This is a genomic window from Lentzea sp. (assembly GCF_036380075.1).
Classification (GTDB): Bacteria; Actinomycetota; Actinomycetes; order Mycobacteriales; family Pseudonocardiaceae; genus Lentzea.
Map to the genome: position 1 here is coordinate 1 of NZ_DASVFL010000275.1, position 17,111 is coordinate 17,111.

Sequence of the window (17,111 nt, forward strand, 5' to 3'; positions counted from 1 at the left end):
AGGGTCGTGTACGCCAGCACCACGAGCGCCGCGACGCAGATCGAGACCGGCAGCGGCCACCCGAGCAGCGCCTCGACGATCACGGCGAGCGCGAACAGGTTGATGCCGGCGATCAGGACCTGGGCGACGGCGAAGCTGATGGCGTTGACGAGGTGGGCCGGCTTGCCGAACCGGCGGCGCATGAACTCGGGAACGCTGCGCACTTTCGAGCCGTAGTAGAACGGCATCATCACCAGACCGAGGAACACCATCGCGGGGATGGCGCCGATCCAGTAGTAGTGCACCGTGGCCATGCCGTACTGCGCGCCGTTGGCCGTCATGCCCATGAGCTCGAGCGCGCCGAGGTTCGCGGAGATGAACGCGAGCCCGGTGACCCACGCCGGCAGCGACCGCCCGGACAGCAGGAAGTCGAGGCTGGAGGAGACGGATCGTCTCGCCATCACACCGATGCCGAGCACCACCACGAAGTAGAGGGCGAGCAACGCGTAGTCGATCGGCCCAGCGTCCAGTTTCAGGTCCGCCTCGGCCAACACCGACACCGACACCGTCCACCTCCCAAGTTCCAACAAAGTCAAACATCACCGACCAGGAGAGGACAGCACTCCAGGTGCGCGACGTCTTACCCCGCGTACGTGCACACCAAACCACGTGGTGATCCACAACGCTCGGCGGAAGCCGGATGCCCTGACGAATCCGGACAAAACACAACGAACCCCGCACCGGAGGTACGGGGTTCGTGCGGTCTTGGGGAAGTCAGAACAGGCGGAACTCGTCCGGCTCGATGCCGCGCAGCGCGTCGTAGTCCAGCACGACGCACCGGATCCCGCGGTCCTCGGCGAGCACCCGCGCCTGCGGCTTGATCTGCTGCGCCGCGAACACGCCCTGCACCGGCGCGAGCAGCGGGTCGCGGTTGAGCAGCTCCAGGTACCGGGTCAGCTGCTCGACGCCGTCGATCTCGCCGCGGCGCTTGATCTCCACGGCGACGGACCCGCCGCCGGAGTCGCGGCACATCAGGTCGACGGGACCGATGGGGGTCGGGAACTCGCGGCGCACCAGCGTCCAGCCGTCGCCCAGGGTCGTGACGTGTTCGGCGAGGAGCTTCTGCAGGTCGGCTTCGACGCCGTCCTTCTGCAGGCCCGGTTCGGGGCCCAGCTCGTGCTTGGAGTCGTGCAGCACCTCGTCGAGGGTGATGATCAGCTTCTCCCCCGCCTTGTTCTGCACCGTCCAGATGTCCGGGTCCTCGATCAGCCAGCAGGGCGGGCTCATCCAGTTCAGCGGCTTGTAGGCGCGGTCGTCGGAGTGGATCGACACCGAACCGTCGGCCTTGATGAGCAGCAGTCGCTGGGCCATGGGCAGATGGGCGGTGAGTCGGCCTACGTAGTCGACCTTGCAACGAGCGATGACGAGACGCACCGCGACAGGCTACGGGGTGTGTCCAGATTCCGGACGTTAGGTACGGTCCGTGCCGTGGAAAGCCTCGGCACCCGTCAGGTGTACGCAAACCCGTGGATGACCGTCAGGGAAGACCCGATCCGCCGCGCGGACGGCACTGAGGGCATCTACGGCGTGGTCGACAAGCCCGACTACGCACTGGTCATCCCGCTCGACGGCGAGCGCATCCGCCTCGTCGAGCAGTTCCGCTACCCGCTCGGCCTGCGCCGCTGGGAGTTCCCCCAGGGCACCGCTCCCGACCGCGCCGACTCCGACCCGCTGGAGCTGGCCGGCCGCGAGCTCCGCGAGGAGACCGGGCTGCGCGCCGGCAAGATGATCGAGCTCGGCCTGCTCGACGTCGCGCCCGGCATGACGTCGCAGCGCGGACGCGTGTTCCTGGCCACCCAGCTCACGGAGGGCTTCCACGAGCGGGAGCTCGAGGAGCAGGACATGCGGTCGGCGTGGTTCCCGCGGGCCGACTTCGAGTCGATGATCGCCAAGGGCGAGATCACCGACGCGCAGTCGATCGCCGCCTACACGCTCCTGCTGCTGCACGAGCACTCCCAGCCCTAGGTTTTGCAGCCCTAGCTCTGGAATGCCGCCCGGTAGGCGTTCGGTGAGGTCCCGGCGATCCGCTTGAACCTGTCGCGGAACGCCGTGGCCGACCCGAACCCGACCCTGCTCGCGATCAGCTCGACCGGGTCCCTCGTCGTCTCCAGCAGGTGCTGCGCCTGGCGGATCCTCGCCCGGTGCAGCCACTGCAACGGTGTCGTGCCCGTCTGCTCGCGGAAGCGCCGGTTCAGCGTCCGGGTGCTCATGTCGGCCTGCCGCGCCAGGTCCTCCAGGGTCAGCTCGCGCGCGGCGTGCGCCTCCATCCACAGCAGCAACGGTTCGAGCTCGCCGCCCTGGGGCGCCGCGGGTGGCGTCACGATGAACTGCGCCTGCCCGCCCTCGCGTTCCAGCGGCATCACGGCCAGCCGCGCCGCGTCGGCGGCCACCGCGGACCCGTGGTCGCGCCGGATCATGTGCAGGCACAGGTCGAGGCCCGCCGCGGCACCGGCGGACGTGAGGAACTGGCCGTTGTCGACGTACAGCACGTTCGGGTCGACGTCGATCTCCGGGTACCGCGCGGCCAGCCCGGCCGCCGCGAGCCAGTGCGTGGTCGCCCGCAGCCCGTCCAGCAGGCCGGTCGCCGCGAACACGAACGTGCCCGAGCAGATCGACGCGATCCGCGCGCCTCTCGCCGCGGCGGCGCGCAGGGCCTCGACCACCGGCGCGGGCACGACGAAGTCCTCGGTGTGGCCGGGCAGCACGACCGTGTCCGCTTCGGACAGCAACTCCAGGCCGTGCGGCACCTTCAGCTCGAACAGCTCCGACCTGACCGTCCTCTTGGGACCGCAGATCCCGATCTCGTAGAGCCCGGTCCGCCCGAACGCCTCGATCGGGACGGCGAAGTCGAACGGGATGACGCCGTCCATCACCACCACTGCCACCTTGTGCACACCGCCACGATAGCTGGCGAGAATCCGTTGGAACGTGGCATTCCAGCCAGTTCCGCCCGCGCACCGCCCCTCCTACGGTTTTGATCACCGAAGTGAGGAGATGGACGAAGTGAAGGCTCAAGTGGTGTTGTTCGACGGCTTCGACCCGTTGGACGCGATCGGCCCGTACGAGGCGCTGACCGCGGGCGGGGTCCAGGTCGAGCTGGCGTCCGCGGAGGGTGCGCGCGAAGTCCCCGCCGGCCTGGGTCTGCTGGCGCTCCGCGCCACCGCGCGACTCGACCCCGGATTGGACCTGGTCGTCGTCCCCGGAGCGGCTGCCCGGAACGAGGACGAGATCTTCGGCCTGCTCAGCGCCGCGGCGGGAACGATCGGCCCCGCGCTGGAGGAGAGGACCGCGATCCTGGCGACCGTGTGCGGAGGTTCGCTGGTGCTGGCGATGGCCGGCCTGATCGGGGGCCGCAACGCGACCACCAACCACCTCGGCCTGGACGCGCTCGGCTCGATGGGGGTGAACGCCCACCGCGTCCGCATCGTCGACGACGGTGACCTCGTCACGGCCGCCGGTGTCAGCTCGGGCGTCGACCTCGGTCTCTACCTCCTCGAACGCGAGGTCGGCGCCCGGAAGGCCCTGGAAGTGGAGGAGCTGTTCGCCCACGAGCGCCGCGGCACGGTCTGGAGCGCGGCGTGAGCAAGCTGTTCCTCTCGCTGCACGTCCTGGCCGCCATCATCGCCGTCGGCCCGGTCACGGTGGCCGCGAGCATGTTCCCGAAGGCGATCAGGGAGAACGGCAACCCCGAGCTGCTGCACCGGATCTGCCGCGTCTACGCGCTGATCGGCATCTCGGTGCCGGTGTTCGGGTTCGCGACGGCCGGCGTGATGGGCGTGACCGGCCACCCGTGGGTGGTCGTGTCGATCGCGCTCACCACCGCCGCCGTCTTCGTGCTCGTCCTCAAGGTCATCCCCGGCCAGGAGAAGGCCCTGAAGACCCGGAACGTCAAGCACCTCGCCCTGTACACCGGCATCTTCAACCTGCTGTGGGCCACGGTGACCGTGCTGATGATCCTCCGGCCGGGGTCGACGACCGGCGCCTAGCGGTCCGCCACCGGCCGCACCACGATCTCGTTGACGTCGACGGACTCGGGCTGCGAGATCGCGTACGCGATGGCGTCGCCGATCGCCGAGGCGGGCAGCGCGTTCTTGCGGTACTCCGCCATGAACGACGCCGCGTGGTCCTCGGTGATCGTGTCCGCCAGCTCGGACTGGGTGACACCGGGCGAGATCACGGTGACGCGCAGGTCGTCGCGTTCCTGGCGCAGTCCCTCGGACAGCGCCCACACCGCGTACTTGGTCGCGCAGTAGACGGCGGCCGTCGGCGTGACCAGGTGCGCGCCGATCGAGGCGACGTTCACGACGTGCCCGCCGCCGGTGAACAGGGGCAGCACGGCGGCGAGGCCGTTCAGCACACCCTTGAGGTTGACGTCCACCATGCGGTCCCACTCGTCGACCTTCAACGAGTCCATGAGGGACAACGGCATCACGCCCGCGTTGTTCACCAGCACGTCGACGTGGCCGTACTCGGCCACCGCGGCGTCCACGAAGGACTGGAAGGACTCGCGCGAGGTCACGTCCAGCGGGGCGTACCCGGCGCCGCTCTCGGACGCCAGCGCCTTCAACCGGTCCTCCCGCCGCGCACCGAGGAACACCTTGTGCCCGGCCTTGGCCAGAATCCTGGCCGTCGCCTCGCCGATACCGCTGGAAGCTCCACTGATCAGAACGACTTTGCTCATGGCCACAACACTCGGCGGGAAATCCCGGACCGACCAGGACACCGTCTGCCTAGGAGTGGCACACCCAGGCAGCCGGCGACCGCAGCACCTACGCTCGGAACCATGTTCGGCGAGTTCTTGAAAGCGCACCGCGCCAAGGTCAACCCCCGGGACGCGGGCCTGCCGAGCCACACCCAGCGCAAGGTCAAAGGCCTGCGGCGCGAGGAGGTGGCGGTGCTCGCGGGGGTCAGCGCGGACTACTACGCCCGTCTCGAACAGGGCCGCGAGACCAACCCGTCCGCGCAGGTCCTCGACGCCCTCAGCCGCGCGCTCCAGCTCGACACCGACGCGCGTGCGCACCTGCACCGCCTCGCCGGCGTCGTCGCGGAGGAGGGCCACACGACCGACAAGGTCAGTCCAGAGCTGCGGCAGCTGATCAGCGGCATGCACGACATGCCGGCGTTCGTGATGAACTCCTACCTCGACCTGCTCGCCACGAACGCGCTGGCCGACGCCCTGTACGAGCCGTTCGCGCCGGCCGACAACCTGGCCAGGATGACGTTCCTGGACCCCGCCGCCCCGAGCTTCTACGCGCGCTGGAACTGGGTCGCGCAGAGCACCGTCGGAAACCTGCGGCTGACGGCCGACCCGAGCTCGGCGCGCCTGCGGCAGATGGTCGCGGAGCTCAACCAGAACCCGGTGTTCCGGGAGCTGTGGGAGCACCACGAGGTGCGCGGGAAGACCCAGGACGCCAAGGAGTTCGTGCACCCGGCGGTCGGTCCGCTCAAGCTGACCTACCACTCGTTCGACGTGCGCGAGGCCTCCGGCCAGTTCCTCGTGGTCTACCAGGCGGAGCCGGGCCCGAACGCCGACGCGCTGAAGCTCCTCGCGACTAGTCGGGCCACACGGGAGGCCGCTTCTCCAGGAACGACGCCCGCCCCTCTGTGGCTGACGGCGACTGGGAAGTCTCGGCCATGACGTTCAGCGCGATCTCGTAGGCGTTGGCCTCCGGCCGGTCCAGCTGCGCGTAGACCGTGCGCTTGCCGATCGCCTTCGACGCACGGCTGCCGCGCGTCGCCCGCGCCAGCAGGTCGTCGACCTCGACGTCCAACGAGTCGGCGGGCACCGAGCGGTTGATCAGCCCCCACTCGACCGCCGTCGCCGCGTCGACCACGTCACCGGTGAGCACCAGCTCCATCAGCCGCTTGCGCCCGATCGACCTGGCCACCGGCACGGCGGGCGTGTGGCAGAACCACCCCGCCTTGCCTCCGGGCAGCGAGAACCCGGCCGTGTCCGCCGCCACCGCGAGATCGCACGACGCCACCAGCTGGCACCCGGCCGCAGTCGCCAGGCCCTGGACGCGTGCGATCACCACCTGCGGCACCGACTGGATGGTCTTCATCAGCACCGTGCACAGCTCCAGCAGCAGCCGCACGCCCTCTTCGTCCCGCGCGTGCACGTCCGCGAAGTCGTGCCCCGCGGAGAAGACAGGTCCCTCGGCGGCCAGCACGATGCCGGCCGCGTCGGACTCCCCTGCCTCGCGGAACGCGTCCAGCAGCTCGGTGAGGTGCTCGGCGGACAGCGCGTTGCGCTTGGCCGCGCGGTTCATCGTGATCCGGACTACCGACCCGTCCCGCGCAACGTCGACCATCCCGCGACAGTAGGGCCCTACGCGGGGGAACGCACCTCCCGGATCACGGTGACGATCTCGTCCATGATCTCGGTCAGCTCGTAGTCCTTGGGCGTGAACACCCGCGCCACGCCCCGCTCGCGCAGCTTGGCCGCGTCGTCCGGCGGGATGATGCCGCCGACGATCACCGGGATGTCCCCGGCACCGGCCGCGCGCAGCCCCTCGACGACCGCGGGCACGACCTCCAGGTGCGACCCGGACAGGATCGACAGGCCGACGACGTGCACGTCCTCCTGCACGGCCGCGGCCACGATCTGCGACGGTGTGAGGCGGATGCCCTGGTAGACGACCTCGAAGCCGACGTCGCGGGCCCGCACGGCGACCTGCTCGGCGCCGTTGGAGTGGCCGTCGAGACCGGGCTTGCCGACCAGCATGCGCAGCCGTTCGCCGATCTCCTCCCCGGTCGCGCGCACCCGGTCGCGCACCCGTGCGATCTCCGAACCGGCCTCACCGGACGCCGAGGCACCGGAGACGCCGGTCGGCGCGCGGTACTCGCCGAACGTCTCGCGCAACGCCTGCGACCACTCACCCGTCGTCACTCCGGCGCGCGCACACGCCAGCGTCACCTCGACGAGGTTCCTGTCGGTCTTCGCCGCCTCGCGCAACGCGTCCAGCGACGCCTCGGCCGCGGCGTTGTCGCGCTGCGAACGCCACTGCCGGATGGCCTCGACGGCGTGCATCTCGACGACCGGGTCGATGGTCTCGATGGCGTTCGCGCCCTCCGCCTGCAACGGCGACGGCTCGGTGGTGTCGAACTTGTTGACGCCGACGACCACCTCCTCGCCCGACTCGACCCTCCTGCGCCGGTCCGCCAGCGACGACACGAGCTGCGACTTCATGTAGCCGGACTCGACGGCCGCGACGGCACCGCCCATCGCCTGCACGCGGTCGATCTCCTCACGCGCACCGGCGAGGATCTCGTCCACCTTCGCCTCGATGACGGGCGAGCCGTCGAAGATGTCGTCGTACTCCAGCAGGTCGGTCTCGAAGGCGAGCACCTGCTGCATGCGCAACGCCCACTGCTGGTCCCACGGGCGCGGCAGGCCGAGGGCCTCGTTCCACGCCGGCAGCTGGATGGCGCGCGCACGGGCGTTGCGGGACAACGACACCGCGAGCATCTCCAGCACGATGCGCTGGACGTTGTTCTCCGGCTGCGCCTCGGTCAGGCCCAGCGAGTTGACCTGCACGCCGTAGCGGAACCGGCGGTGCTTCGGGTTCTCGACGCCGTAGCGCTCGCGCGTGATCTCGTCCCAGAGCTGGGCGAACGCGCGCATCTTGCACATCTCCTCGATGAACCGCACACCGGCGTTCACGAAGAAGGAGATGCGGGCGACGACGTCCCCGAACTTCTCCTGAGGCACCTGACCGGAGTCGCGCACCGAGTCGAGGACCGCGATCGCCGTGCACATCGCGTACGCGACCTCCTGCGCCGGCGTCGCGCCGACCTCCTGGAGGTGGTAGCTGCAGATGTTGATCGGGTTCCACTTGGGCACGTTCGACACGGTCCACGCGACCATGTCGGTGATCAGCCGCAGCGACGGCCCCGGCGGGAACACGTACGTGCCGCGGGACAGGTACTCCTTGATGATGTCGTTCTGCGTCGTGCCGGCCAGCGCAGACGGGTCCGCGCCCTGCTCCTCGGCCACGGTGACGTAGAGCGCGAGCAGCCACATGGCCGTCGCGTTGATCGTCATCGACGTGTTGGCGCCGCCGAGCGGGATCTGGTCGAAGAGCTGCCGCATGTCGCCGAGGTGGCTGACCGGCACGCCGACCTTGCCGACCTCGCCCTTCGCCAGCTCGTCGTCGGGGTCGTACCCGGTCTGCGTGGGCAGGTCGAACGCGACCGACAGACCGGTCTGGCCCTTGGCGAGGTTGCGGCGGTAGAGCGCGTTGGAGGCGGCGGCCGAGGAGTGACCCGCGTACGTGCGCATCACCCAGGGGCGGTCGCGTTCACGGTCAGCGGGGTACGGCACAGCAACCTCCCACAACGTCAGTTTCTCGGAGCGTACTGGCCGGTAACTGTCGTCGCGCGTGCGCTTGCTCACTGAATCGAGACCAAAAAGAGCATGATGAGGAGGTGACGGGCATCTACCAGACCGCGGTCGTCTTCGGCGTGCTCGCCTTGCTGGCGCTGGTGTTGCGGTACTTCGCGGGCAACGACAGACGCGCGGTGCCGGACCTCGACGGCACCGACTTCGGGTTGCTCAGCGAGGTCGCGCTCGTGCCCACGGAGGAGGCCGCGAACGTCCTCGTGCGGAAGCTGAAGACGAACGGCGTGCGCGCCACGCGTTCGCGGAACGCGCCCTACCGGATCATGGTGTTCCCGCAGGACGTGGCGAACGCGCACCTCGTTCTGAAGACCTAGCCGCTGACGCGCTCCACGTCGGCACCCAGCTTGCGCAGGTTCTCGACGAAGCCGGGGTAGCCGCGCTCGATGTGGAAGATCTCGTACACCTCGGTCGCCCCGTCCGCGCACAGCCCGGCGAGCACGAGCCCGGCACCGGCGCGGATGTCCGAGGCCCACACCGGCGCGCTTGACAGCTTCTCCACACCGCGGATCACGGCGTGGTGGCCGTCCGTGCGCGCGTCGGCGCTGAGCCGGATCATCTCGTCGATGAACCGGAACCGCGCCTCGAACAGGTTCTCGGTGATCATCGAGGTGCCCTCGGCGACCGCGGACAGCGCGATCGCGAACGGCTGGTTGTCCGTGGCGAAGCCGGGGTAGGGCAGCGTCACGAAGTCGACGGCCTGTGGCCGCCCCTCCATGACGACGCGGAAGCCCTCGTCCTCACCCTCGTAGACGGTCACCTCGGCGCCCGCCATCCGCAGCTTCTCCAGCACCAGGTCGAGGTGGTGCGGGTTCACCCCGCGCACCCGCACGTCGCCGCGCGTCATGGCGGCGGCGAAGCCCCACGTCGCGCCGACGATCCGGTCGCCGATGACGCGGTGCTCGGTCGGCTTGAGCTCGGTGACGCCGTGGACCGTGAGCGTGGACGTGCCGGCGCCCTCGATCTTCGCGCCCATCTGCGTGAGCATGAGGCAGAGGTCGACGATCTCGGGCTCGCGCGCGGCGTTGTCGATGACCGTCGTGCCGTCGGCCAGCACGGCCGCCATCAGGATGTTCTCGGTGGCCCCCATGCTGGGGAAGTCGAGCCAGATCTGCGCGCCGTGCAGCCCCTCGGCCTCGGCGACGATGCAGCCGTGCTCGATCCCGGTGGTCGCACCGAGCTTCTCGAGCCCGCTCTGGTGCATGTCCAACGGCCGCGACCCGATCGCGTCCCCACCCGGCAACGCCACGACGGCCCGCTTGCACCGCCCGACGAGCGGCCCGAGCACGCAGATGGACGCCCGCAGCTTGCCCATGGCCTCCGAGTCGGCCCGGTAGCTGAGCTCGGCGGGAGTCGTGATCCTCGCCACGTCACCTTCGAGCTCGACCTCGCACCCGAGGCTGCGCAGCGCGTCGGCCATCAACGGCACGTCGAGGATGTCCGGGCAGTTGGTGATGGTCGTGGTGCCCTCGGCGAGCAGGGCGGCCGCCATCAACTTGAGGACGCTGTTCTTGGCGCCGACGACATCGACTTCGCCGACCAGACGTGCGCCACCGTGTACCCGGAAATGCTCGCTCACGCGGCAATCCTACGTACGGCCATAGAGTGCCGGTCATGGCGGTGCATCTCACGAAGATCTACACGCGAGTGGGCGACGACGGCACGACCGGCCTCGGCGACTTCTCCCGAGTCCCGAAGACGGACCCGCGCATCGAGGCGTACGCGGACGTGGACGAAACGAACGCCTCCCTGGGCGTGGCCCTGGCCCTGGGCAACCTGGCCGACGACGTGTTCGAAGTGGTCCGCAAGGTCCAGAACGACCTCTTCGACGTGGGAGCAGACCTCTGCACCCCGATCGTCCCCGACCCGAAGTACCCACCCCTGCGAGTGACCCAGGCCTACGTGGACCGCCTGGAGAGCTACTGCGACACGTTCAACGACCGCCTGGGCAAACTGGACTCGTTCATCCTGAACGGAGGCACGCCAGGAGCAGCGCTGCTGCACCAGGCCCGCACCATCGCCCGCAGGGCAGAACGCCGAGCGTGGTCGCTGATCGAAGCAGACGCCGAACACACGAACGTCCTGACGGCGAAGTACCTGAACCGCTTGTCCGACCTGCTGTTCATCCTGGCGAGGGTGGCGAACCCGGACGGCGACGTCCTCTGGCAACCAGGCGAGAACGCGTAGCAGCAAATCAAGCGATGCCGAAGGCGAGCCGAAGAAACCCACGCACTTCCAAGCGAAGCCGAAGGCGAGCAGTCACCCCTGACGCCGATCAGAGCCGGTGAACCCACCCGTTCTTTGCGATTGGGGCTTGACTTTGGTGCGAGGTGCTACCACTCGTGGCTCGGGCGGGTGCGAAGCATCCGCCCTTTTCCGCCCGACCAAGCGCCTCGCAAGGGCCCCGAAGTCAAGCCCCAATCGCGGATCGTCGCGAAGCGGCGATGAACCCCGCTCTTTCGTCCGAGGTGCACGCCCACGCTGGAACAGGCACCCGCACGGCAAACGCAACCACGCTGGAACCCCAACAAACACAAAAAGGGCGCCCCCCAAAACCGGGAAGCGCCCCAAAAACCCTCAAGAAGCCCAAGGAATCGACCGCCCAGGCGGAGAAGCCTCCAACCAGGACAAGAACCCGGTCAAAGCATCCGGCCCCATGGCGATCTCAACCTCACCGGCCGCAGACCGGCACCGCAACACGGTCGCCCCGACGGGCATGGCGTAAGCCTCAGGCCCGGTGGGCTCCCGCCGGGCGTCGATCTCCAACCCGTCGCGGGAGATCAGCTGGTCGGGACCGGACCCGAGCGACAACACCCGGAACCAGGCGAACGAGTCGCCCCGGTAGTGCCCGACCCCGAGGTGCCACCCCCGGCCGCGGTCGTCGAACTTGCTGCGCAGGGCGACGTGCACCCCGCCCTCGCGCAGCAGCCGGACCCGGCGCCACGCGAAACAGGCGAGGACTACCACCGCCAGGACAAGGACCAGGCCGGCAATCTCGGTGATCCCCACGGCTTGGCCTTCGCGCCCGGTCTCAGGCCGACTGTTCCACGGCCCGCACGCGCGCTGCCGCACGTGCGCGCTCTGCGTCGTCCGCGTCCTGCAGCGCCGACCGCGCCGCGTTCACGTCGATCTCGTCCGCGAGGTCGGCGTCCTCCGCGAGGATCGAGACGCCCGTGCCGGTCACGGAGAGGAAGCCCCCGTAGACGGCCGCGGTGACCAGGCCACCGTCGGTCGTGCGGATGCGCACCACGCCACCCTCGACCAGCTGGCCGAGAACGGGCTCGTGACCGGGCAGGATGCCGATCTCGCCCTCGGTCGTCTGCGCCGAAACGGAAGTGGCCGTACCGGACCACAGGCGGCGTTCAACGGCGACCAGTTCAACGGTCATCTCGGCCACGCGTATCTCCCTCGTCGTCTGGAGTCGAACTGAGTCTAAACGGTCGCCTGACAACCTTGCCGCCCCGCCCGGTGTCAGTACCTCCGGACAACCGCCGAAGGGGGGACATGCGGGACTTCGAGGACTTCGTGGCGTTGCGCTCGCAGAGCCTGTTGCGCACCGCCTACCTGCTGTGCGGCGGCGACAGAGGTGCCGCTGAGGACATTCTGCAGGACGTCCTCATGAACATGTACGGCAAGTGGCGCCGCATCAGCACCTCGCCCGAGGCGTGCGCACGCGCGGCGCTCGCGAACGCGGCGGCCAACCGCTGGCGGCGGCGTTCCCGCAAGCCGGAGGCGCCGATGGAGCACGCGGGCACGCCGGCCACGGGAGGGCACGAACAGCGGGTGGTGGACGCGGACATCGTCGTGCGCGCGTTGGCGCAGCTGCCGAAGAAGATGCGCGCCGTTCTGGTGCTGCGGTTCTTCGACGACCTCAGCGAGGCCGACACCGCCCGCGCGCTCGGCTGCGGCGTCGGCACGGTCAAGAGCCAGACCTCGCGCGGGCTCGCCCGCATGCGGGAACTGATGGGTGAGCAGGTGTTGACGTGGAACTGAGGCAGGCGATGGAGGCCGCGACGGCAGACCTGGACGTGCGGCCGGGATTCGTGGGGGACGTGATGACCGGAGGACGCCGGCGGCACACGCGCAGACTCGTGACGCTGACAGCGGCGGTGGCGCTGCTGGCGGGCATGACGGCGGGGGCGGTGTTCTCGGGCTCCTCCGAACCGGTGCCGGTGGCCGATCCCCGTCTGACCGCGGCCACCGCGGGCGACCTGACGGGGGACATGGCTTTCATCAGCCAGGCGCTGGCGCAGTGGGGGCGGTCGAAGAACGCGGGCCTGAAGCCGTACGAGAACGTGACGGAGTTCACCGGGCCGCCGAACGTCTTCTGGGCGGGGAGCACCCCGAGCGGCCCGGCGGCCCTGATCGCGCAGACGGTGCGAGTGGGCGACGAGCCGGTGCAGCGGGTGCTGGTGGGTCTGGTCGCCGGAGGCGCGGTGGTGCAGCGCGAGCTCGACCGCGATCAGGAGATCGGGCTCTACCGGTTCGGGCCGGACGACTCGACCTATCTCGTGCTGGGCATGGGCAGCAGGGTGTTCTGGTCGGTGAACCCGGTGCGTGGCCCCGACAACCGGCTGAGCAGGACCTGGCGGGAGGCCGAGATGGGGCCGGGCGGCGTCGCGGTGGTCAGTGCGGCGCCGCAGGAGCGGCCGATCTTCGTCCGCGGCAGCACCGCGCCGCTGCCGCACGACTTCTTCTCGGATCCGCTGCGGGGCAGGTTCGCCTGGCGACCGGACACCGGTTTCGTGCCGCATCCCGGCCTCGGCTGGTCGGGTGAGCGGTGCGCGTCGGACGCCCCCGTCTCCGGCACGAGGTGGACACGGCAGAACGCCCCGTTGCCGAAGGCGGACCTGCAACGGCTGGGTCTGCTCGACTACGTGGTCGACTGGGACGCGGCCGGCGACTGGAGTGTCTGCGCTTGGCTGCCCGACGGCCGCTACGCCGAGGTGTTCGAGGCGTACGGCGAGCTGTACGGCGCGATCTACCGGGACGACGGCTCGTTCAGCGCGCCGCTGCTCGGTGGCAAGGCGGTCAAGGGCTCGCCGGTGGTGATGCCGCTGCCGGACGCCCAGGGCACGATCGTCGCCGACTTCGACGCCCGCATCGGACCGCAGGGACGCGATCACGCGTGGCTGGCCCCCGCGGGCACGAAGGAGGTGCTGGTGCGGCGCGGAGACTCGTCCACGTCAGTGGTGTTGCCCTAGTCGCCGTGCCACGAACGCCAGAGCGTCGCGTACGTGCCGTTCCTGGCGACGAGGTCGTCGTGCGACCCCAGCTCCACGACACGGCCCGCGTCGACGACCGCGATCCGGTCGGCGTCCCGTGCGGTCTGCAACCGGTGCGCGATCGCGATCACCGTGCGGCTCCCCCGCACGGCCGCGATCGCGCGCTCCGCATGTCTGGCCGTGGCCGGGTCGAGTGACGACGTCGCCTCGTCCAGCACCAGCGTGTGCGGGTCGGCGACCTCGACGCGGGCGAGCGCGAGTTGTTGCGCCTGCGCGGGATCGAGCTCCAGACCACCCGCGCCGAGCGGGGTGTCGAGCCCGTCCGGCAGGTCGTCGAACCACCGGGCGTCCACCGTCCGCAACGCCTCGGTGAGCCGTTCGTCCGGCGCGTCCGGGACGGCCAGCGCCAGGTTCTCCCGCAGCGTGCCGATGAACACGTGGTGTTCCTGCGTCACCAGCACGATCCGCTGCTCGCCCGCCGCGGCGAGGTCCGCCACCGGCACCCCGCCGACGTGCACCGACCCCTCCGCCGGCCGGTCGACGCCCGCGATCAACCGGCCCAGCGTCGACTTGCCCGCGCCGGACACGCCGACGATCGCGAGCCGTTCTCCCGGCTGCACCACGAGGTCGACGCCGTGCAGCACCTCGTGTCCGTCCACATAGGAATACCGGACGCCTCGCACCTCGATGAGGTCGTCCACCGGTTCGCGCACTGCCGGTGCGGGCTCGACGTCGGCCCCGATCCCCTCCACCCGCGCGAACGACGCGCTGCCGCGTTGCAGGAACTCGACCCACATCATGATGCGTTCCAACGGTTCCACGAGCCGCCACACGTACAGGCTCCCGGTGACGACGACCTCGATCCGGACGTCGTCGGTCGCGTAGACCAGGCCGCCGGCGAGCAACACCAGCGCGGTCGGCACCATGCTGACGAAGTTGATGACCGGGAACAGCACGTTCCGCAGCCGCAAGGTCCGCATCCGCGTGCCGTAGACCCGCGCGATCGAGTCGTGCGCGGTGCCCACCACCCGGTCCCGCAGACCGTACGTCCTGATCGTCCTGCTGCCCTCGCCGACGGCCGCGGTGATCTCCGCGACGTCGCCGTTCGCCTGGCTCTCCGCCAGGTAGGCGTCCCGTGCCCGCACCAGGTACCAGCGCAGCACCCAGACCACGAACGGCATCCCGACCAGCGCGGCCAGCCCGAGCACCGGGTCCAGCCAGAACGTCGCCGCGAACACGACCAGGAGGTTCACCACGCCGGTGAACACCTCCGGCACGCTGTCCCGCAATGCCTGCCCGACGACACCGACGTCGCTGGTGACGCGGGTCAGCAGGTCACCCGTGCTCAGCCTGTCGACCACCCGCGCCGGCAACGCCAGCGACCGCGCCACCGCCTCCTCCCGCAACGAGGCCAGGAACCTCTCCCCGAGCCGGATAGTCTGCACCCCGCTGTACCGCACCAGCAGCAGGTGGACGACCGCCGAACCGAGCACACCGAACGCGATGAAGTCCACAGTGGACACCGTCAGCGTGCCGTCCTCGACACCACCGACGATCTTGCCCAGCAGGTACGGCGCCACCAGCCCGGTCAACGCGGCCAACGACGTGAGCACCAGAACCACGACAACCGCACGCCGTTCACCGCGCAGCAACCGCACAGCCGCGCGCCGAACCTCACGCCGGTCGGCGATGGGCAGCCGCGTCACCGGTTCTCCTCCAGGCACACGACCTGGTCGGCCTGCCCCGCCCACAACGGCGACGACGACACGACCACGGTGGTCCGCCCGCAGCGAGCCTGCTTGACCCGCTCAGCCACCGCAGCCTCGGTCACCGCGTCGAGCGCCGACGTCGGTTCCACGAGCACCAGCACCTCAGGATCGCTGAGCAACGCCCGGACGAGTCGCAACCGTTGCCGCTGCCCGCCGGAAACGTTGCGCCCCTGCGACTCCAGATGCGAACCGAGCCCGTCCGGCAACGCCTCCAACACGTCCACCGCGGCAGCAGCCCACACGGCCCGTTCCACCTCAACATCGCTGTGCTCCCCCACCGACACAGCCTCAAGCACTGTCCCGGGGAACAGGTAGTCGTCGTTGTCAGCAACGACAACCTGACCAGGCACCCGCTCCACGGCCTCCCGCGCCGCAGCAGCGTTCGAGGACACCACCACGGTCAACACACCGGGCTTCACCTCGAAGACCGCAGCACCGTCGTCCTTCTCCTCGGGCCGCAACCTCAGCAGGTCGATCACCCGCCCCGCCGACACCAACGCCCGCGGAATCATGTCCGCCCCCTCGACGAAGAAGCTGACAGGCACGATCAACGTCCCGACGTAGAGGTAGACGGCGACCATCTCCTCGATGGTGATGTCCCCGCTCACCGCCATCCGAGCCACGATCCACGTGACAACCCCGAGGAACAGCGTCGGCAGCCCCCACAACACCTGCACCCAGCTGAGCCACACGGACACCCGGTACCCGTCCCGCAACACCTCCCGAGACCCGCTCCGGAACCGCTCCTCGAACGCCGGCTTCCCCCCGATCCCGGACAACACCTTCAACCCGGCCACGATGTCCCCGGCCCGAGAACTCAACTCCCCCTGACTCTGCCGATACCCGGCCTCAACCACGTGCAGCCGCCGCAACACGGGCGCCGTCACCAAAGCCAGCACCGGCACACCCAGCAACACCACAACAGCGACAAGCGGCGAAATCCGCACCAACAACACCGCAGTAACCGCATAAGCCACCACGGCCCCCACCCCAGGCCCAGTACTGGTGAGCGCGTGAGCAATCCGCTGAGTGTCACCGTTCTGCAGATACGTCAACTCCCCGGCAGACAACTTCCGCCGCACCACCCCACCAAGCCGGGTGACGTGCTCCACCACCACCTGAGCCGTCCGCAACGCAGCATCAGTGCGCACCAACGTCATAGTCCGATGCCGCGCAATCCCAACAAGCGCCAACACCCCCACAACCACGACAAGGGCCCCACACCACCACCCCAGCGCCACCCGGTCCCCACCCCGCAGCCCCTCCTCAATGGCCTTGGAGATCAGGTAGGGCGGCACCACCAGCCCACACATCCACAACGACCCCCACCACGCCCCGGCAAGCACCCGCCGGCGCTGCACAAGCACCAACCACCACAGGTACCGCCAAGGCGAACGGGTGTCAGGACTCCCAGGATCGACATAGGGCGCATGCAGGGCCATAACCCGACCCTGCCACCCCCCAACGCAAGACACGACCGATTTCGCCGAGCCCCGCACGCGAAGCCGAAGGCGAGCCGTACAAACCCCCGCACCTCCAAGCGACGCCGAAGGCGAGCCGTCACTCCTTACGCCGATTAGAGCCGGTGAACCCACCCGTGGTTTGCGATTGGGGCTTGACTTTGGGTGCGAGGTGCTACCACTCGTGGCTCGGCCGGTCGCGAAGCGTCCGGCCTTTTCC

Annotated in this window: 19 protein-coding genes; 8 read left to right on the top strand and 11 right to left on the bottom strand. The window is 69.5% G+C overall.

Going from position 1 to position 17,111, the window contains the following annotated elements; genetic code table 11:
* Together VF330_RS29735 and nucS are read right to left on the bottom strand one after the other, a co-directional pair.
* Nucleotides 1-539, bottom strand: a 539-nt coding sequence (locus tag VF330_RS29735) for a sodium:solute symporter family transporter (protein WP_414675485.1), incomplete at its 3' end; no start/stop codon positions are given.
* Nucleotides 540-753: 214 nt separating this feature from the next.
* Nucleotides 754-1,413, bottom strand: coding sequence for an endonuclease NucS (gene nucS, locus VF330_RS29740; protein ID WP_330855004.1), 660 nt, complete (start codon nucleotides 1,411-1,413; stop codon nucleotides 754-756).
* Between the two features lie 54 nt (nucleotides 1,414-1,467).
* On the opposite strand from nucS, the gene VF330_RS29745 reads away from it, so the two are divergent.
* A complete protein-coding gene (locus VF330_RS29745; RefSeq protein ID WP_330855005.1) occupies nucleotides 1,468-2,004 on the top strand; it encodes an NUDIX hydrolase in 537 nt (178 codons plus the stop codon).
* Nucleotides 2,005-2,015: 11 nt separating this feature from the next.
* Here VF330_RS29745 and VF330_RS29750 read toward each other — a convergent pair whose 3' ends face one another.
* The gene (locus tag VF330_RS29750; protein WP_330855006.1) at nucleotides 2,016-2,933 is read right to left on the bottom strand and encodes a GlxA family transcriptional regulator; all 918 of its coding nucleotides are present in this window, start codon (nucleotides 2,931-2,933) and stop codon (nucleotides 2,016-2,018) included.
* 100 nt (nucleotides 2,934-3,033) lie between these two features.
* Between VF330_RS29750 and VF330_RS29755 the strand changes: the two genes are divergently transcribed.
* Together VF330_RS29755 and VF330_RS29760 are read left to right on the top strand one after the other, a co-directional pair.
* On the top strand, nucleotides 3,034-3,621 hold the full coding sequence (locus tag VF330_RS29755) for a DJ-1/PfpI family protein (protein ID WP_330855007.1): 588 nt from the start codon (nucleotides 3,034-3,036) through the stop codon (nucleotides 3,619-3,621).
* Complete coding sequence (locus VF330_RS29760; protein WP_330855008.1) at nucleotides 3,618-4,025, top strand: hypothetical protein; 408 nt, start codon at nucleotides 3,618-3,620, stop codon at nucleotides 4,023-4,025. Before VF330_RS29755 ends, VF330_RS29760 begins: the two co-directional genes overlap by 4 nt.
* On the opposite strand, the gene VF330_RS29765 is transcribed toward VF330_RS29760, so the two are convergent.
* Nucleotides 4,022-4,720 (bottom strand): SDR family oxidoreductase, encoded by a 699-nt coding sequence (locus tag VF330_RS29765; RefSeq protein ID WP_330855009.1) that lies wholly within the window; start codon nucleotides 4,718-4,720, stop codon nucleotides 4,022-4,024. The two genes, VF330_RS29760 and VF330_RS29765, sit on opposite strands and share 4 nt — an antisense overlap.
* 102 nt (nucleotides 4,721-4,822) lie before the next feature.
* On the opposite strand from VF330_RS29765, the gene VF330_RS29770 reads away from it, so the two are divergent.
* On the top strand, nucleotides 4,823-5,677 hold the full coding sequence (locus VF330_RS29770; RefSeq protein WP_330855010.1) for a helix-turn-helix transcriptional regulator: 855 nt from the start codon (nucleotides 4,823-4,825) through the stop codon (nucleotides 5,675-5,677).
* Here VF330_RS29770 and VF330_RS29775 read toward each other — a convergent pair.
* Nucleotides 5,592-6,350 carry an enoyl-CoA hydratase-related protein gene (locus VF330_RS29775; protein WP_330855011.1) on the bottom strand — a complete coding sequence of 253 codons (759 nt, stop codon included), beginning with the start codon at nucleotides 6,348-6,350 and terminating at the stop codon, nucleotides 5,592-5,594. The two genes, VF330_RS29770 and VF330_RS29775, sit on opposite strands and share 86 nt — an antisense overlap.
* 17 nt (nucleotides 6,351-6,367) lie before the next feature.
* Nucleotides 6,368-8,362: a protein meaA gene (locus VF330_RS29780; protein WP_330855012.1), complete on the bottom strand. Its 1,995-nt coding sequence runs from the start codon at nucleotides 8,360-8,362 to the stop codon at nucleotides 6,368-6,370.
* Between the two features lie 104 nt (nucleotides 8,363-8,466).
* On the opposite strand from VF330_RS29780, the gene VF330_RS29785 reads away from it, so the two are divergent.
* The gene (locus VF330_RS29785; RefSeq protein ID WP_330855013.1) at nucleotides 8,467-8,754 is read left to right on the top strand and encodes a hypothetical protein; all 288 of its coding nucleotides are present in this window, start codon (nucleotides 8,467-8,469) and stop codon (nucleotides 8,752-8,754) included.
* Here the strand turns inward: VF330_RS29785 and murA are convergent.
* Nucleotides 8,751-10,016 (bottom strand): UDP-N-acetylglucosamine 1-carboxyvinyltransferase, encoded by a 1,266-nt coding sequence (murA, locus tag VF330_RS29790; RefSeq protein ID WP_330855014.1) that lies wholly within the window; start codon nucleotides 10,014-10,016, stop codon nucleotides 8,751-8,753. The two genes, VF330_RS29785 and murA, sit on opposite strands and share 4 nt — an antisense overlap.
* Nucleotides 10,017-10,051: 35 nt before the next feature.
* Between murA and VF330_RS29795 the strand changes: the two genes are divergently transcribed.
* The gene (locus VF330_RS29795) at nucleotides 10,052-10,624 is read left to right on the top strand and encodes a cob(I)yrinic acid a,c-diamide adenosyltransferase (protein WP_330855015.1); all 573 of its coding nucleotides are present in this window, start codon (nucleotides 10,052-10,054) and stop codon (nucleotides 10,622-10,624) included.
* Nucleotides 10,625-11,014: 390 nt separating this feature from the next.
* Here VF330_RS29795 and VF330_RS29800 read toward each other — a convergent pair whose 3' ends face one another.
* Together VF330_RS29800 and VF330_RS29805 are read right to left on the bottom strand one after the other, a co-directional pair.
* On the bottom strand, nucleotides 11,015-11,446 hold the full coding sequence (locus VF330_RS29800) for a DUF2550 domain-containing protein (protein WP_330855016.1): 432 nt from the start codon (nucleotides 11,444-11,446) through the stop codon (nucleotides 11,015-11,017).
* A gap of 22 nt (nucleotides 11,447-11,468) precedes the next feature.
* The gene (locus VF330_RS29805; RefSeq protein ID WP_330855017.1) at nucleotides 11,469-11,834 is read right to left on the bottom strand and encodes a F0F1 ATP synthase subunit epsilon; all 366 of its coding nucleotides are present in this window, start codon (nucleotides 11,832-11,834) and stop codon (nucleotides 11,469-11,471) included.
* A gap of 107 nt (nucleotides 11,835-11,941) precedes the next feature.
* Between VF330_RS29805 and VF330_RS29810 the strand changes: the two genes are divergently transcribed.
* Together VF330_RS29810 and VF330_RS29815 are read left to right on the top strand one after the other, a co-directional pair.
* The gene (locus VF330_RS29810) at nucleotides 11,942-12,430 is read left to right on the top strand and encodes a SigE family RNA polymerase sigma factor (RefSeq protein WP_330855018.1); all 489 of its coding nucleotides are present in this window, start codon (nucleotides 11,942-11,944) and stop codon (nucleotides 12,428-12,430) included.
* A complete protein-coding gene (locus tag VF330_RS29815) occupies nucleotides 12,421-13,641 on the top strand; it encodes a hypothetical protein (protein WP_330855019.1) in 1,221 nt (406 codons plus the stop codon). The genes VF330_RS29810 and VF330_RS29815 overlap by 10 nt, the downstream gene beginning before the upstream one ends.
* Here the strand turns inward: VF330_RS29815 and VF330_RS29820 are convergent.
* Both VF330_RS29820 and VF330_RS29825 read right to left on the bottom strand, forming a co-directional pair.
* Entirely contained in the window at nucleotides 13,638-15,368 is a 1,731-nt protein-coding gene (locus tag VF330_RS29820; protein ID WP_330855020.1) for an ABC transporter ATP-binding protein, read from the bottom strand. The genes VF330_RS29815 and VF330_RS29820 overlap by 4 nt on opposite strands.
* Nucleotides 15,365-16,732: an ABC transporter ATP-binding protein gene (locus VF330_RS29825; RefSeq protein ID WP_330855021.1), complete on the bottom strand. Its 1,368-nt coding sequence runs from the start codon at nucleotides 16,730-16,732 to the stop codon at nucleotides 15,365-15,367. The genes VF330_RS29820 and VF330_RS29825 overlap by 4 nt, the downstream gene beginning before the upstream one ends.
* Nucleotides 16,733-17,111 lie beyond the last annotated feature (379 nt).

Excerpts from the sequence above, each read along its gene's own strand:
- VF330_RS29775 (WP_330855011.1), bottom strand. The coding sequence starts at position 6,350 with ATGGTCGACGTTGCGCGGGACGGGTCGGTAGTCCGGATCACGATGAAC.
- VF330_RS29810 (WP_330855018.1), top strand. The coding sequence starts at position 11,942 with ATGCGGGACTTCGAGGACTTCGTGGCGTTGCGCTCGCAGAGCCTGTTG.
- VF330_RS29795 (WP_330855015.1), top strand. The coding sequence starts at position 10,052 with ATGGCGGTGCATCTCACGAAGATCTACACGCGAGTGGGCGACGACGGC.
- VF330_RS29755 (WP_330855007.1), top strand. The coding sequence starts at position 3,034 with ATGGACGAAGTGAAGGCTCAAGTGGTGTTGTTCGACGGCTTCGACCCG.
- VF330_RS29765 (WP_330855009.1), bottom strand. The coding sequence starts at position 4,720 with ATGAGCAAAGTCGTTCTGATCAGTGGAGCTTCCAGCGGTATCGGCGAG.
- VF330_RS29770 (WP_330855010.1), top strand. The coding sequence starts at position 4,823 with ATGTTCGGCGAGTTCTTGAAAGCGCACCGCGCCAAGGTCAACCCCCGG.